At 41.6% G+C, this 16,611-nt stretch carries 14 protein-coding genes, 1 tRNA gene and 1 rRNA gene; 2 read left to right on the forward strand and 14 right to left on the reverse strand.

Translation table 11 applies throughout. The features are described from left to right. From FYJ75_RS07560 to FYJ75_RS07605, 10 genes are all read right to left on the reverse strand, one after another. Positions 1 to 128, reverse strand: a 16S ribosomal RNA gene (locus FYJ75_RS07560); the annotation flags it as partial. A gap of 356 nt (positions 129 to 484) precedes the next feature. Next, on the reverse strand, positions 485 to 1,207 hold the full coding sequence (locus FYJ75_RS07565; RefSeq protein WP_154429855.1) for a CvpA family protein: 723 nt from the start codon (positions 1,205 to 1,207) through the stop codon (positions 485 to 487). Next, on the reverse strand, positions 1,204 to 2,421 hold the full coding sequence (locus FYJ75_RS07570) for a DUF5711 family protein (protein WP_235907036.1): 1,218 nt from the start codon (positions 2,419 to 2,421) through the stop codon (positions 1,204 to 1,206). Before FYJ75_RS07570 ends, FYJ75_RS07565 begins: the two co-directional genes overlap by 4 nt. A gap of 273 nt (positions 2,422 to 2,694) precedes the next feature. Continuing rightward, positions 2,695 to 3,900: a LysM peptidoglycan-binding domain-containing protein gene (locus FYJ75_RS07575; RefSeq protein ID WP_154429856.1), complete on the reverse strand. Its 1,206-nt coding sequence runs from the start codon at positions 3,898 to 3,900 to the stop codon at positions 2,695 to 2,697. A 490-nt stretch (positions 3,901 to 4,390) separates the two neighbouring features. Next, complete coding sequence (locus FYJ75_RS07580) at positions 4,391 to 5,332, reverse strand: transketolase family protein (RefSeq protein ID WP_154429857.1); 942 nt, start codon at positions 5,330 to 5,332, stop codon at positions 4,391 to 4,393. Continuing rightward, on the reverse strand, positions 5,332 to 6,156 hold the full coding sequence (locus FYJ75_RS07585) for a transketolase (RefSeq protein WP_154429858.1): 825 nt from the start codon (positions 6,154 to 6,156) through the stop codon (positions 5,332 to 5,334). Before FYJ75_RS07585 ends, FYJ75_RS07580 begins: the two co-directional genes overlap by 1 nt. A 13-nt stretch (positions 6,157 to 6,169) precedes the next feature. Further along, positions 6,170 to 6,766, reverse strand: coding sequence for a recombination mediator RecR (gene recR / locus FYJ75_RS07590; RefSeq protein WP_154429859.1), 597 nt, complete (start codon positions 6,764 to 6,766; stop codon positions 6,170 to 6,172). Positions 6,767 to 6,794: 28 nt separating this feature from the next. Beyond that, a complete protein-coding gene (locus tag FYJ75_RS07595; protein ID WP_154429860.1) occupies positions 6,795 to 7,139 on the reverse strand; it encodes a YbaB/EbfC family nucleoid-associated protein in 345 nt (114 codons plus the stop codon). Positions 7,140 to 7,153: 14 nt separating this feature from the next. After that, entirely contained in the window at positions 7,154 to 8,734 is a 1,581-nt protein-coding gene (gene dnaX, locus FYJ75_RS07600) for a DNA polymerase III subunit gamma/tau (protein ID WP_328596888.1), read from the reverse strand. A gap of 39 nt (positions 8,735 to 8,773) precedes the next feature. Then, entirely contained in the window at positions 8,774 to 9,847 is a 1,074-nt protein-coding gene (locus FYJ75_RS07605) for a 6-phosphofructokinase (RefSeq protein ID WP_154429861.1), read from the reverse strand. A 168-nt stretch (positions 9,848 to 10,015) separates the two neighbouring features. Between FYJ75_RS07605 and FYJ75_RS07610 the strand changes: the two genes are divergently transcribed. Together FYJ75_RS07610 and FYJ75_RS14935 are read left to right on the forward strand one after the other, a co-directional pair. Further along, positions 10,016 to 10,104, forward strand: a tRNA-Ser gene (locus tag FYJ75_RS07610). A 169-nt stretch (positions 10,105 to 10,273) separates the two neighbouring features. Continuing rightward, on the forward strand, positions 10,274 to 11,506 hold the full coding sequence (locus FYJ75_RS14935; RefSeq protein ID WP_331467497.1) for an FKBP-type peptidyl-prolyl cis-trans isomerase: 1,233 nt from the start codon (positions 10,274 to 10,276) through the stop codon (positions 11,504 to 11,506). Positions 11,507 to 11,538: 32 nt separating this feature from the next. Here FYJ75_RS14935 and FYJ75_RS07620 read toward each other — a convergent pair whose 3' ends face one another. The 4 genes from FYJ75_RS07620 to FYJ75_RS07635 all read right to left on the reverse strand — a co-directional run bounded on the left by FYJ75_RS07620 (position 11,539) and on the right by FYJ75_RS07635 (position 16,596). After that, complete coding sequence (locus FYJ75_RS07620) at positions 11,539 to 13,269, reverse strand: methyl-accepting chemotaxis protein (protein WP_154429862.1); 1,731 nt, start codon at positions 13,267 to 13,269, stop codon at positions 11,539 to 11,541. Between the two features lie 13 nt (positions 13,270 to 13,282). Next, positions 13,283 to 14,638: an ABC transporter substrate-binding protein gene (locus FYJ75_RS07625; protein ID WP_154429863.1), complete on the reverse strand. Its 1,356-nt coding sequence runs from the start codon at positions 14,636 to 14,638 to the stop codon at positions 13,283 to 13,285. 149 nt (positions 14,639 to 14,787) lie between these two features. Continuing rightward, the gene (locus FYJ75_RS07630; protein ID WP_328596889.1) at positions 14,788 to 15,633 is read right to left on the reverse strand and encodes a carbohydrate ABC transporter permease; all 846 of its coding nucleotides are present in this window, start codon (positions 15,631 to 15,633) and stop codon (positions 14,788 to 14,790) included. A gap of 3 nt (positions 15,634 to 15,636) precedes the next feature. Continuing rightward, a complete protein-coding gene (locus tag FYJ75_RS07635) occupies positions 15,637 to 16,596 on the reverse strand; it encodes a carbohydrate ABC transporter permease (RefSeq protein WP_154429864.1) in 960 nt (319 codons plus the stop codon). Positions 16,597 to 16,611: the final 15 nt, after the last annotated feature.

Here is a 16,611-nt window from a genome sequence, read left to right on the forward strand (position 1 = left end):
CTCACCCGTCCGCCACTCAGTCACAGAACAATCACTCCGAAGAGATCAAGTAAAGTGCTTCGTTCGACTTGCATGTGTTAAGCACGCCGCCAGCGTTCATCCTGAGCCAGGATCAAACTCTCATGTTAAAAAGTTTAATCATGTTCAAAACTTAGCTTGGCTAAATTTATCCTTTGATTTAATGTTTAAAGGTGCATCTTTCGATGCTGTTCGTCAAATCTTTTTGATTTGCCTGAATAATTCTCATTGAATCTTTCAAGGTTTTTCACTGTTCAGTTATCAATGTTCTTTGTTATTGTCTCATCAGCGACAACTTCTATATCCTATCATAGAGTTGCAAGCTTGTCAACAACTTTTTTATTTTTTCTAACAACAAAAACCTGTATTTCTTCGGCTTCGCTGTCAGCTCGATTATAATATCATGGCGACCATACAAAGTCAACAATAATTTTACATTTTTCTATAAGTTTTTACATAATGTGTTTTAGACGAAATTCATTATCGTATTCAAAATGAAATTGTTCTCATACAGCCATGTTAATACCGGAGCTTCATAAATATAGCCAGTCATATAACTTCCAAATTCTGTTGTGCTTAAAAATGCTACAACTGTCATAAATATCCAGACTCCGATCACACCTTTGAGCACCCCTGCACCAAGTCCAAGGAACTTGTTAACTCCATTAAGGATCGGGATATAATCCACAATTTTGAGTGTTCTTCCAATAAATCGAAAAATGATTCCAGATGCAATAAGAACAAGGATATATGCGATTCCTTTTATCACAAGTACAGCCATATTATGTGCTATAAGCGTATATGCTCCAGTCTGATCTAATACCTGGTCAGCTAGCTGATTTGTATTTAAAAGCTGTTTGCTGACAGGTTCCGGGAATTTGATTCCAAGTCCTGCCAGCCATTCCTCAGCTGCCTGCGGCTGTGTATTCGTAGCATCAACAGAAGTATCGGAGTTCGTCTGGTCTTTTATTGTATTTGTCAGCCATTCATTACAGCCTTTTTCCACACTGCTTTCTATCGCCTCATTCTGCATCAGCACATTAGTAACATATGGCGTTGCCCATGTAACAAATGCAAGAACCAGCACCCATTGAACCAGATAATATATCGTGCGTAAAAATCCTTTTGAATATCCAGAAACAATATGAAACGCTATAAACCCAATTACTGCAATTAATAACCAATTCATTTCAGTCGTACCTCTTGTGTCTCACCGTCCATGATGAATGTGTATCTTCTACTTGTTACACCTGACATGATCCGGTATATTTTATTATCAAATGTATATGCGAACTTTTTAATACTGTGTATCGTAAATAACTCACATTCATGATCATTTCGAATGCAAATGTCATTATTCTGCAAAAATTCCACCGCAGTATAGGCAAGTGAAGTATCATTTTCCATAATTACTTTTCCATTTTTGTCATAAACCTGAATGTGATGTGAAACTTCTTCTCCTTCGTTCGCTGTAACAATGCCTATGTATTTATCGTTATAAAATACGCTCTCAACCTCTTTGTCAAGGGAAATCTCCTGCTCGACCGCCGGCTTCTGAGAGCCGCCAAACACGATAATTTCGTTATCTCCGATTGCATACATCCGATTGTCTGATATGTATTCAATATCCGGTATCAGCATATCTGAATATGAAAAAGTTCCCACGTTGTTGTCGATCTCATTCTGTCCTACAGATCCAAAGTTGTAAAAACTGATCGTGGACTTAATATTTCCATCATTCACGTCAACCATATCCACTGCCATTTTCTGTGCATCGTCCGAAAGTGCAATGTCCACCGGGAAACCTCCCTGGTCTCCGTAGAATTCGCCACTTGCAAGTTCTTTTCCATTTCGGTCGTACAGTTTGACATAGGAGATATTGTCCGACTTCATCAAAACGGCGATTGTTCCCTGTCCCGCAATATTTACGGTCTGAATCGGCATGTTTGTATCAATCTCCTTTTTCAGGCCGGTCTGATCCATAATATAGATAGAAGTTCCCTGCTGATCATAGATGGCAAGATATTCCTGACACATATCAAGTTTCGGACGTGTCATCTCATAGGACTGATTCCAGATCAGTTTATTGGAATTATCCATGCAGGAAGCTCCATCATTGCTGTATTTAATGATTTTCCCACTGAATTCTTCAAATTTAACTGCCTCCGAATCGTCTCTCTGCTGGGTACTGATAACTTCATAAGAATCATAACTTCGCAGTGCCATCCACAATCCAAACAGAGCGGCAGCAATTATCAAAACAATTATTATTTCAACCACACGTCGAAATATTTTTCTTCTGTGGGCATGTATTTTTTCATCTAATTCTTCCAGATTTGTCTCTACGGTACTGAAACCGCTATTCTTTATCTCCGGCATTTCTCTTCCTCTTAATCTGTGCATTTTCCGCCTGCCAGCAGTCGAATTGACGTCTGGGCTCAGGCAAAAGTCCGGAAAACCTCCGGTTTTCTGCCTCACCGCTTGCTCATTTACTTTGCTCCGCAGTGCAAGCTCGCAAACGCTTCGCGTTTTCTCGCTGGCGGGCAGTCGCCCTATCGCCAGGAATCCAACGTCTTTTCCGCCTGCCAGCAGTCGAATTGACGTTGGATTCCTGGCGGCACTGCTCGTTGCTTACGTCATTATACCATGTTTCTAATTTCACTTCATCTATTTTATTTATTGTGGCATTTTCAGGATTTGTCCGTCATAGATTGCATCCGGATCCGAGATTCCATTCAGACTGCAGATTTCCGATAGCCTGTCCAGGTTTCCATAGCGTTCCCTGCAAATAGAACGGAGTGTATCCCCTTTTTGTACACAGTAACTTACAGGTTCTTCACTTGGTTTTGCAAGGGCAGCATCTCCGGACACTTCCTTTTGCTCGATACCAGGTACTTCGTCCACCGGAATTGACATTGTTTCCGTAGACTGCGTTTCCGTACTTTCCTGCACTGATGTGTCTGTGTTGTCTCTGTTTTCCGTTTCCGGCTGCTGTTTTACTGCCTCTTCTGTATCCTGTTTCTGAAACGATATCGTGTTGATTGCATGCTGTAGATCATACATCTGGTTTCTGGTCCGGTAAGCTCCCACACCAATAATTCCAATAAGAAGTACAACAGCTGCACTCATCACATAAGAAACAGACTGGTGTTGTTCGGGTTTCTTTTCATTCTGTTTCAGCATCTGCCTGTATTTTGGCTTTTCCCGTTCTTTTGTCTGTGATTTTTCCCGCTTTTCCATTCGGCGTTCCTGTGTCGTTTCTTCGTTGTCCACACGCCAGTCTGGGATATGATCGCTGATTCTCCAATCGGATGCATTTTCCCGTTCATTGCGGTCTAACGTTTCCAGTTCTACATCCACACGTCTGACATACTCCGGTTCATAATAAATATAAAATCCCTGTTTTTGGCGAAGATGATTTTTGCATGTGATATAAAAGAATTCATCCCGTTCCATGGAATCCAGTAGGAAAAGAACCTGATGTGCCCCGCCAAACTGTTCCCTGTGCACTGCCTCCAGTTCCATGCTGATTTTTGGCGGCATTCCTTTGATATCAAGTGCCCACCCGACAATGATATAAGATTCATATGCACGCTTAATATCCCGGAACACTTCACTCCAGGAATGATTGTTCCATTTTGGAATATTTTGCACAAACTCGATATCCACGACCGGAATCGCAGCTTCTACAAAAGTCGCATACCTTCCACCTGTACATTCTGTATGCCCCATCAGCACAAATACCCGCTTGTCCTGAAGTTCTTCCCGATGTATTCTGTCGTAAGCACTTTTTTCTATGTAGATTTTGTCTTCTTCATCCGGGGAACCGATCTGTTGTATGTTTTTCAGGTTCCGCTGCGTAGTCTGCTGGATATCACCCATGATCACCACTCCTTTTTCAGCATGGTAGCATATGTTTTCTGCAAAAATTGATGAATGGTTGTCCGATTCCAGATAATTTTTCGACAAAACGGTATACGTTGAACGTAGACTTGCAAATTTGATTTATCGGGTTAGGGGGCTAAAGGTGGTTTTTATTTTTGGACCGGCAATTGCGCAAAGCAGTGCCTATTGTGTCCTATTGTACGAAAATAAGACACTCTAGGTTTGCCTGATTTAAATTTTCTCGAAATGACGCGTACGTCTTAAACGTCCCGTCCATGGACCGTTAAGACTTTTGCAGCCATCCATGGCTGCAAAACACTATGCATAAACAGGCAAACTAAGATTGTCTAATTTCCTCCCAAATCGCCAAAACAGGCACTGCTTTGTGCAATTCGCCTGCTTCCAAACCCTGAATCACCTCTAGCCCCCTAACCTGATAAATCAAAAGGCGGGTGCCTAAGCACCCGCCTCCGGTCAGATATTTGATTTATTTTACAAACGCTTTTACTTTCTTGTAAATTCCTTCTGCATCCAGTTCATATTTATGGATCAGCTCTGTTGCAGGGCCAGATTCTCCGAATTTGTCCTCTACACCAATGCGCAGAACTTTTGTCGGAGCTTCCTCGCAAAGCACTTCGCATACGGCACTTCCGAGTCCACCATTGATCCAGTGTTCTTCGACAGTTACGACTTTTCCGGTCTTCTGAGCTGATTTTACAACCAGTTCTTTGTCTAATGGTTTGATGGTATGAATGTTGACTACTTCGGCATTGATTCCATCTGCTTCAAGCATTTTTGCTGCTTCTAATGCTTCGCTTACTTCAAGTCCGGTAGCAAAAATAGATACATCAGTTCCTTCTTTTAATACGATTCCTTTTCCGATCTCGAATTTGTAGTCTGCATTGTCATTGATAACCGGAACTGCAAGACGTCCAAATCTCATGTATACAGGTCCTACATGCTCATATGCAGCTTCTACTGCTGCTTTTGCTTCGATATCATCGGATGGATTGATCACTACCATTCCCGGGATCTCTCTCATCAGAGCAAGATCTTCCAGACACTGATGTGTTGCGCCATCTTCTCCGACAGAAATTCCGGCGTGTGTTGCACCGATTTTTACGTTTAAGTGTGGATATCCGATTGAGTTACGTACCTGCTCATATGCACGTCCTGCTGCAAACATTGCAAATGTACTCATAAAAGGCACTTTTCCACAGGTAGATAATCCTGCTGCGATGCCTGCCATATTTGCTTCTGCGATTCCACAATCCCAATGACGGTCAGGGAATGCTTTCTGGAATGTTCCTGTTTTGGTTGCGCCAGCAAGGTCTGCGTCCAAAACGATCAGGTCTTCATGTTTTTTACCAAGTTCTACTAATGCATTACCGTAGCTCTCACGGGTTGCGATTTTCTTAACGTCTGCCATTACTGCTCACCTGCTTTCTCTAAATCTGCCATTGCGATTGCATACTCCTCATCATTCGGAGCTTTTCCATGCCATCCTGCATTGTTTTCCATGAAGGATACACCCTTACCTTTGATTGTCTTTGCAATAATTGCGGTAGGCATTCCTTTTGTCTCACGTGCTTCTTTGAAAGCAGCGCGGATCTGATCGAAATCATTGCCATCGATATTGATTACATGAAAATTGAATGCTTCAAATTTCTTGTCGATCGGATATGGAGAACATACCTGATCGATTGGTCCGTCGATCTGAAGGTTATTGTTATCTACGATGACAACAAGGTTATCTAATTTACGGAAACCAGCCCACATTGCTGCTTCCCAGATCTGACCCTCCTGGATCTCTCCATCACCGGTCAGGCAGTATACACGATTTGATTTTCCGTCAAATTTTGCTGCGGCAGCCATACCAACTGCAGTGGAAAGTCCCTGTCCAAGAGAACCGCTGGACATATCAACACCTGGAATATGTTTCATATCCGGATGTCCCTGTAAATAAGATCCTGTATGACGTAATGTCACAAGATCCTCTTTCGGGAAAAAGCCTTTTTCTGCAAGTGTTGAATAATATGCAGGTGCTACATGGCCTTTGGATAATACGAAACGGTCACGATCCTCCATTTTGGGATTAGCCGGATCAATGTTCATCTCTTCAAAATACAGATAAGTAAAAATATCTGCTGAGGATAAAGATCCACCTGGATGTCCGGATTTTGCACTGTGAACAGCTGTTACAATGCTTTTGCGAATTTCATTCGCGGTTTTTGACAGTTCTAAATTATTCATGTTGTCTCCCTTTCTATAATTCTGTCCTACCTTCCAAAGCCCTGAAAAGTGTAATCTCATCAATATATTCAAGATCACCGCCAACAGGTACTCCGCTGGCAATTCTGGTCACTTTGATTCCGGTAGGTTTTATCAGCTTACTTATATACATCGCGGTAGTTTCGCCTTCAAGACTGGAATTCGTTGCAATGATCACTTCATCCACATCACCCTGGAGGCGCTGCATCAGTTCTTTTAACTTAATGTCATTGGGACCGATTCCAAGCATCGGTGAAATTGCGCCATGAAGGACATGGTATACACCATTGTATTTTCCTGTCTTTTCATAGGCTGCAAGGTCTCTGGTATTCTCCACAACCATGATCGTTTTATGATCTCGCCCTGCATCTCTGCAGATTGGACAAAGATCACTGTCCGTCAGCGTAAAACACTGTTTGCAGTATTTCACGTTGCGTTTTGCATGAATGATCGCATCAGAAAGCTGTGCGACCTGTTCTTCCGGCATATTCAGAATATGAAACGCCAGACGCTGTGCCGATTTGGTTCCAATCCCCGGAAGCGAGGAAAGTTCTTCAATCAGCCTCGATATCTCTTTACTATAATAATCCATGAATTGGACAGCTCCTGTTCACCGTTTCTTAGAATGGTAATCCTGCTCCAAGTCCGCCTGTGATCTTAGACATAGATGCCTGTGAATTCTCATCGATCTGGCGTAATGCTTCATTGGTAGCAGCCATGATCAGATCCTCTAACATTTCGATGTCATCCGGATCTACAACTTCCTCAGATAATTTTACTTTTTTGACCTCGTGTTTTCCGGATACAGTAACTTCAACTGCACCGCCGCCGGCTTTTGCAGTAACTTCCATTTCTTCAAGCTGCTTCTGAGCCTCTTCCATCTGTTTCTGCATTTTCTGGGCCTGTTTCATAAGATTGTTCATGTTTCCCGGCATTCCACCTGGGAATCCACCTCTTTTTGCCATTGTCTGTCATCCTCCTAAAAATTCTCTTCTACTATATCAAAATGGATCAGATCTCTCAGATCCGGAACGATATCTGCTGCCGCTCTTCCCGACTCGTTTTTCTTCAGCTGGACTTCTATTTCCTTACCGGTTCTCTGGGCAAGTAACTCCCGCAGCGAATCCATGCATCCCGCTTTATTCTCATAGAGATATTCGTATGCATTCGGATCATCGAACAGCAAGATCAGTTCTCCACTGCTTCCAAGTGTCGGAACGCCTTTATTCAGGTATGTTTTTGCAATCGCACCACATTCGGAAATAATGGATTTCCAGTTGCCGATTGCTGCTGCAACGTCCTCCGGTATTGCCTTTGGAAGCTGCGGCTTTTCCATTGGTGCTCCTGCTGCCTGCGTCTGGCCAGCTGCTGCATTTCCACTTTGTGGCGCTACAGCCATTGGAACTCCGTTTGCAATCTTTTTCTCAAGACTGTCGAGCCGGTCAATGATGGAGGAATAATCCTTCTCCATCTCCGGCTTGCAGAGCTTGATAATTGCTATTTCAATCAAAATACGTTTCTGTGTCGCATATCGGATCTGGTTACTGAGGTCCGAGAAAATACGGATATAGCGCATCAGCACTTCCGCGTCAACCATTTGTGCCTCTTCCTTTAAAACAGCCAGATTATCGCTGGAGATGTCAAGCACATCCTCCATGCCGTCTGAACTCTGTAAAAGAAGCAGATTCCTCATATACCAGGTAAAATCATTTACAAACTGTCCTAACTCCCTGCCTTCCACCACAAGTTCTTCTAAAACAGCGATGGCGCCTGTAATATCCTTATCCAGGATCTTCCTGAGAAGACGCGAAAACACATCCGTGTCTACCGCACCGAGCACTTCAAGTACATTGTCATAGGTAAGCGTCTGTCCAAGGTAAAAAGCAATACACTGGTCAAGAAGGCTTAATGCATCACGCATGGAACCGTCTCCGGCTTTTGCCACATAACGCAGTGCCTTTTCCTCCACGTCTACATGTTCTTCGTCCATCAGTTCCCGAAGCCTGTCCGTAATGGTATCAATAGAAATCCTCCGGAAATCATATCTCTGGCATCGGGAAAGAATCGTGATCGGGATCTTGTGTGCCTCCGTAGTTGCCAGAATAAAAATAACATAGGATGGCGGTTCTTCCAGTGTTTTCAACAATGCGTTAAACGCACCTATGGAAAGCATATGAACCTCGTCGATAATATAAACCTTATATTTGCCCTCAGTCGGACGATAGGTTACTTCCTCGCGGATCTGTCTTATATTCTCCACACCGTTATTGGAAGCAGCATCGATTTCAATCACATTCATGGATGTGCCTGCTGCAATTGCCTTGCAGGTCGGACATTCCCCACACGGGCTTCCATCTACCGGGTGCTCACAGTTTACTGCTTTTGCAAAAATCTTTGCGATTGTTGTCTTACCAGTACCTCTGGTACCGCAAAACAGATAAGCATGTCCTATTCTATCGGCTTTGATCTGATTCTTCAGCGTTGTTACAATGTGATCCTGTCCTTTTACATCCTCAAATTCCTGCGGACGGAACTTGCGGTATAATGCCTGATATGACACGCTTTCACCAACTTTCTAATCTATCTGATATTAATCGGATCAGTCACCAAAACTGATACCGATTCTCTTTGCTTCTTTGATCATCTGTCCGTTTGGATCTACTGTCTTCAACTTACCGGCAACTTCTCCTAACGGAACTCTCTTCGTCCTGCCATCGATCATGGCAATCATATAACCATAATCTTCATCCATGATAGCCTTTGCTGCTGCAGATCCAAGTCTTGTGCAAAGTACACGGTCATATGGACATGGGCTTCCGCCTCTTTGTGTATGTCCCGGAACGGCAACACGCACCTCCACACCACAAATCTCCTTGATCTGATCTGCGATCTCATAGGAAACGGATGGGTATTTGCGGCTTGCAGCCTTTGCTTTATATGCCTTCTTCGTAAGTTCGGCATCTTCCTTTGAGATAGCACCTTCGGCTACAGCAAGGATTGTAAAGCCTTTTCCTGCGTTGCTGCGCTTCTGGATTGCTTCCACAACTTTATTGATATCATATGGAATCTCTGGCAAAAGTATGATATCAGCACCGCCGGCAATTCCGGCATAAAGTGTCAGCCATCCAACTTTGTGCCCCATAACCTCTACGATAAACACACGGTTATGTGATGCAGCCGTTGTATGGATACAATCAATTGCATCTGTCGCAATGTTGATCGCACTCTGGAAACCAAACGTAACGTCCGTTCCATAAATATCATTGTCAATCGTCTTCGGCAGATGAATGACATTTAACCCCTCTTCCCGGAGCAGATTTGCTGTCTTCTGTGTTCCATTTCCTCCAAGGATGACAATACAGTCCAGCTTCAGCTTACGATAGGTATTCTTCATAGCCTCAACCTTGTCCAGACCGTTTTCATCCGGAACTCTCATCTGTTTAAATGGCTGGCGGGAGGAACCAAGAATCGTTCCACCTTTGGTCAGTATTCCCGAAAAATCTGCGGCTGTCAGAATGCGGTACTGTTCATAGATCAGTCCCTTATATCCATTCTCGAATCCATAGATCTCTAATTCATCTACATTCTCTACAAGACCTTTTACCACACCGCGCATCGCTGCGTTCAATGCCTGGCAGTCTCCACCGCTTGTTAACATACCAATTCTCATCATAAGCATATCCTTTCCTGGAAAAGTCCATAGTTCTCGCTACATTATAATATAGTTATTGTTCTTCCGTCAATTGTGAAAACTCGCAAATCCCTGCACAAAATACAGCAATTTATTTGCAAAATATACGACTTGTGATATGATATAGAGGTTGTATCCATCTAATTTTATGGAGAGTTGTCCGAGTGGCTTAAGGTGCGGCTCTCGAAAAGCCGTGTACCCCGCAAAGGGTACCGCGGGTTCAAATCCCGTGCTCTCCGTTATAGTATTGATACCAACTAGCATAAGAGCGAATCACTGCAAAGTGGTCTCGCTCTTATTTTAAATTATGAACATTTTGTGTCCTGTATATAAATTTCATAAAATAAACACAACTTCATATTAAATTCTAAAATAGATGTAATTTACATATATGGAGGTTTACCGATTATGAAAAAGACTACTGACCAGAAACCGGAGTTCACTCTGGATGCCCTGAGTGAAGCAATCCGCACTTACGCCCGGGAGGATGTTTCCTATTTACTGCAGAAAGGAATTTTAAAAGAGATCCCTGAAACAGATAAAATGCATTATCACCGCCAGCTTGTATCACTGCAAAGCCTGGATATTGTTTCCGCGATTGCCAGACAGGAAGACCATCTTGACCCCAAAATTTTTCTTGAGCAGTCTGCGTCATCCCAATGGAAATCCTTTGTTGGCCAGTGCCTTACAAAATTTCACAAACGTTTTCAATATGATGACCGCGAAGTCTGTGACACTCTGTTCACCCTTTCCCTGCAGTGTGGTGTAAGCAGCATGTTAAATACACTGCTTGAAAAAGGAAAATGCAAAGACCGTTATCCGGAGATTGGCAGCTGCTCCCTCGAAATGTTAAAAGGACTTCGAAAATTCTCTCCGGATACCATCCACAATGATGATCTGGTGCAGTTCTATCTCATAGCAGCCACCACACAGGAGCATGAGAAAAAACTGGATTATCTGAATAAAAAGGGATTTGATTTCTTTCTGAAAGACAGCACTGGAAAGACCGTCATTGACTATCTGAACGAACGCATCACCAGCGGCAGATACGAGAAGAACCGCCATGGCAGCCTGCTTCAGGTAGAAGATAAAAAGATGTATGGCAAATTAAAAGCCATGAAAGAAGAAAAAGAACATCCTGCTTCTTCGAAAAAGCTTTCCACCAAAACACTTGCCTGCATTATCGCCTCTGTCTGCGTTGTGGTTGCCCTGATTCTGATCGCAGTCATCCCGAACCTGAAAAAATCATCAGATTCCAATACCGTAACCAACACAGAAACCAGTGCTTCCAATAACACAGCAGACTCCACAGAAGCTTCTGACACCAGCTCCGAAAGCACCGATACAACCGCTTATCAGACTGACAGCAGCCTTACCGTTGCCGATGGTGACAAAGTCAATATCGATTATGTAGGTTATGTGGACGGAACAGCATTTGACGGCGGTGATACCAAAGGACAGGGAACCGACCTTACAATCGGGTCAGGAACTTACATAGATAACTTTGAAGAGCAGTTAATCGGTGCACATCCAGGTGACACGGTCACTGTAAATGTTACCTTCCCGGAAAACTACGGTAAGGAGAACTTAAACGGAAAAGATGCCACCTTCGATGTCACCATAAATGGAATTTATAAATAATTACTTTGTAAAGTTTTCTGAGACAGGGCATTTTAAATAAAATGCTTTGCCTCGGAACTTAGTTCATCAGCAACCGTTTTATTCTGCATAATTCTTCCTGAAATGTCACTGATTTCATTTGAGAGATCTAATGTATTGGCAGCTGCAAGGTTAATTCCTTCCGAACTCTCTTTTACAGCTCCCAAGATATTCTCCACATAATTCATAATATGAACCGTCTTTTGTCTCAATTCGTCGGACATCTGATAAAAATCACCCACAACTTCATGAATATATACGGCATCTTCATTATACTGTGTTCCGGCAGATACGAATTTGTCGTAATCTGGAAGAATATTGTTCTGAATATATGTTACAAGTTCACTAGAATTTTTAATTAATTCCTGCACTGTTTCTACAACGGTTTTATTAATTGCCTGAATATTGACTGCAGCATCTCTGCTGGATTCTGAAAGCTGTCCAATTTCTGATGCAACAACCGCAAATCCTCGACCTGCCTGTCCTGCTCTGGCAGCCTCTATGGATGCATTTAGCGCCAGAAGATTTGTCTGATCGGCAATATTTAAAATATCATTGGTAAGCTCGCTGACTTTTTCAACCTGTCTACTGTCCTCAATTGTTTTCTGAAGTCTTTCAATAATATCATTTGCCATCCGATCCGTGTTCTGCTTATTTTCCACTGCATCATTTTTCAATTCATTTGCCATCTGATCCATATTGTCTGAATAATCCAGCATATGATCTGAGCGTTCTGCAAGTTTCTTTGTGCGCTCTTCTATTTCTTTCATATCATCAGAAATACCAGATACTGTATCTGTCATTGTCTGCATTGAAGCAGATAATTCTTCCATAACTGCAGAAATATCATTTGAATTTTCATTAGAATTCTGGATTTTAACATTTACCTCAGATACGATCTCATCCATCTGACGCGAACTGTCAGAAATTCTTTCCATAACATCCTGCAATGTCTGGATAAATGCATTTACACTTGTTCCAACACTTCCAATCTCATCTTTTCCAGAAATTTTAAGACGAACGGACAGATCCCCTTCATTGTTCTCAATGTTCTTAATCAGCTTCTGAAGTGTTTTACTGATATACTGCATCGGGGCAACAATTCCTTTCATACAGATATACATCGCAAATACGATCATAAAAGCAGAAATTGCGATAAAAACAATTGATGAATTTCTTGCATTATTGTATGCCCTCTGCTGTGCATTTAATGCCTCATCCATTGCCGTTTCCCGCATGTTGATCAGACTCTCAATCTTTTTAGAAAGGTAATCCTCTGTCGGTTTCTGTATAACATTAATTGCCTCTATCGCCTCATCTGAATTTCCCTTTGAACTTGCATCAAGAACCTGATTCATGCCGTCTTTGTATTTGTCAAATTTCTTTTCCATTGCGCCAAAATATTCTTCTTCGCGATTTGTCAATGACTGTTTTTTATACTCATCAAAATAGGATTGCATCTTTTCCATTTTCTCGTTGATCACCTCAGAAAAGCTATCCTTTGTGATTGAAGTATCCGCATCACAGTGACCATACATATTTTTTCCCATCGACTCCAGTTCCGCAGACATATTCATAAGAAGTTCAATGCTCTTTGTGCAATCATCTGAAATCACAATCCCGGTATTCCTGAGATGCCTGGTATCTTTCAGACTGAATATGCTAGCAAGCAAAACAACAACACCAAGAATCACAATTGGAAACATTACTTTAAATTTAATGCTAATATTATTTAATTTTTTCATAATATTCCGCCTCCTATTCTGATAATTCCGGATGAAGTGCCTTCATTCTATTGTAAAAATCCTGAAGGGCTTCATCATAAGTAATGTCTCCATCAAAATACGGATGAAACGCTTTCTGAATCTGTTCATTACAATCCTTATCATAATCTGTTGTATTACTCATATCAATCTTCTTTGCAGCCTCAGCAAAAAGTGCAATATGATTCTGCCCGCCAAGGAAATCTGAACTATAGTCACTCGCTGCAAGTTCTTCCATAGCACTCTGATTATTCGTATAATCCTGCGTATCCTCTGTAATCTGCTTCATTGTGTCTGCATCACACGATAAACGATACATAAGGTCCCGAACGAACGGAATATTATCTGATCCCTTTGCGGCACACATCCACGTTCCGCCCCAGTAATATGCCTGTGGTCCTTCACATACCGCATAATCACCGTAAGCACCATTTCCTTTTTCCTCCGGAGCCGAACTGTCTGCAAGAGAATTACCCATCAATGTAAAATTGATTCCCCATGTAGAATAAAAAAAGCCAAACACTTTTCCATCTGGTCCTTGATCCAGACTCCACTGAGGACTCCAGAGTGTTGTGCGGTTCGAATAATTATTGTCAGCATATTGCTTCGACTGCTCGATCCATTTTTCAATACTTGGATCAATCTCTATTTTTCCATCTTTTACCCACGGAGATGACACATTATTGGAAAATGTACGGTAAGAATCATCATAGCCCGATAACATATAGTATCCGTTATCATGCATTTGTTGCGCAACCTGATCAAATCCCTCCCAGCTGGAAAGTTTCTCCTGTACCTGTTTGGGATCATCGGTTCCAAGAACCTGTTTTGCAATTGATCTGCGGTATGCAAAAAGCCCAGGTGTTGCCTGCCATGTTGTTGCTTTCTGTACTCCATTATCGCTCACGATCTCTTTTGTATAATTATACTGATCTTTCAAATCATCTTCTGTAAGTCCAACATCACTGACTACATCTAAGACATAGTCCGATTTTATGTATTTACCAGCATAATCTGCTTCGATTAAGAACATGTCGACCTTATCATCATCGATCGCTTCATCCTGTTCCTCCAGAGCCTCGTCCAGATTAATCTGATATGCATTGTTATCACTGGAGATTATTACAAAATTCACTTCTACACCATGCTTTTCTTCCAGATCCTTTGCATAGACTTCATAAATTTGTTTGAATTCATCATTCCAGCAATAAATATTGACAACTTTTCCTTCCTCTTCAGATGTATCAGCCACATCACTCTCTGTTCCCAGGTTATTTCTGTTTCCACAGCCTGCAAGAAGAGTTGTACCGGTTGCCACCAAAATCAACACACTTACTATTTTCTTTTTCATATGTGCTCCTTTCTGATACCATCCCTAATAATGTCTGTCTTTTTTGCAATATCTTATTTGTATATCAAAAGGAACGCTATTAACTTTTCCAATTCTGCCATAGCGTTCCTTTTTATTGTTTCTCTATTTTATTTTTATGTTCAGTTTCTCTATTCCTTCACACCGCCAAGCGTTACTCCGGCAATGATAAATTTTGACAGGAACAGGTAGATCACAATGATCGGTACGATTGCAACCGTGATCATCATATAAATCTTACCCATATCAAAGTTCATATAATCTGCGCCACGAAGTGTTGCGATCAGAATTGGAACTGTCATCTTATTCTTGGACTGAATAATAAGTGCCGGTACAAAATAGTTATTCCATGATCCTACAAACGTAAAGATTGCCTGTACTGCGATTGCCGGTTTCATAATTGGGAGAACAATATAGTTGAATGTTTTAAATTCACCGGAACCATCGATTCTTGCAGCCTCTACTAAAGACAACGGAAGAGATGACTCTAAATAACTGTACATAAAGTAAAATACTGCCGGAGATGCAATGGATGGAATGATCAGCGGAAGCCAGGAATCATACATTCCCATTTTGGTGATCAATCTTAAAAATCCCATTGCTGTAACCTGTGTCGGCATGACAAGGATTGCCATAATAAATGTAAATGCAGCTTTTTTCATCTTAAAATCATATGCATAAAGACCATATGCCGTCAAAGATGAAAAATATGTACAAATTGCTGCGCTGCTCGCAGAAATGATCAAACTATTCACAATGCCGCGGATCATCGGAAAACTTCCGTCTTTTGCAACATTTTTCAGATTATCCAGGAAATGTGTCCCTGGAAGTGCTGAGAATCCTTTCTGCAATTCTGCATGTGAACGCGTTGCATTTACAATCAGAATATAGAAGAAGAACAGACACAAAAATGATAAAACAATCAATACAATGTGTGCAAAAATACTGCGAAAATGCTTTGCTTTATTTGGTTTCACTTTTTATTTCCTCCTTCTTCTTTCTTCTCGTGCAGCCTTTTTTGCTGCTTTTTTAGAACCATCCGGGTCACTGTCATTCGTCATACGATATACGATAAAACATAAAATTGCACTGATAATGAACAGGTAAACAGACAACGCACCTGCCATACCATAGTTTTTACTCTTCAGATGATTATTTAAGAACATGATAAGTGTCATGGATGACCGATCCGGATTACCCTGTCCATTCGTAAGGATCTGCGGTACATCGAACATCTGCAGACCACCGATAATAGAGGTGATCAATGTATATGCAAGGATCGGACGGATCATTGGGAGAGTAATATAAAGAAAACGTTGTATGCTGTTACATCCGTCCAGATCACATGCTTCGAAAATTTCTACACTGATTCCGTTTACTGCAGCAATCAGCATGATGGTCGTATTACCAAACCACATCAGGAAGTTCATGAATCCAATCAGTGATCTGGTACCAAAAACCGATCCCATAAAATCAATTGGCGTATGAATGAGCCCAATCGACATTAAAATGGAATTGACCGGTCCGCTTGTTGAGAATAATGCAAAGAATAACATTGCAAATGCAGATGCCATGATCAGGTTCGGAAGATAAATTACAACCTTGAAAAACTGTTTGCCACGGATTTTCAGGCGGGCATCTGTAAACCAGCATGCAAGCACCAGTGCGATTACGATCTGAGGAATAAATCCGATAATCCAGAGAATCAATGTATTTGCACCATATTGCAGCATGTCAGATTTCAAAAGGCTTGCATAGTTTGCCATTCCTACAAAATTTGGTCCGATCTCTTTGATTCCAGAACGATAGTATTCGTAAAAACTATATCTGACTGTATCCGCCAGCGGAATCAAAGAAAAAATGAAATATGTGATGAAAAATGGGAGAATAAAGATATAGCCCCATTTTGCATAGCTGACGGTTCTTTTCTTTTTCTTCATGAAACTTTTCCTTTC

Source organism: Roseburia porci, assembly GCF_009695765.1.
Taxonomy (GTDB): domain Bacteria; phylum Bacillota; class Clostridia; order Lachnospirales; family Lachnospiraceae; genus Roseburia; species Roseburia porci.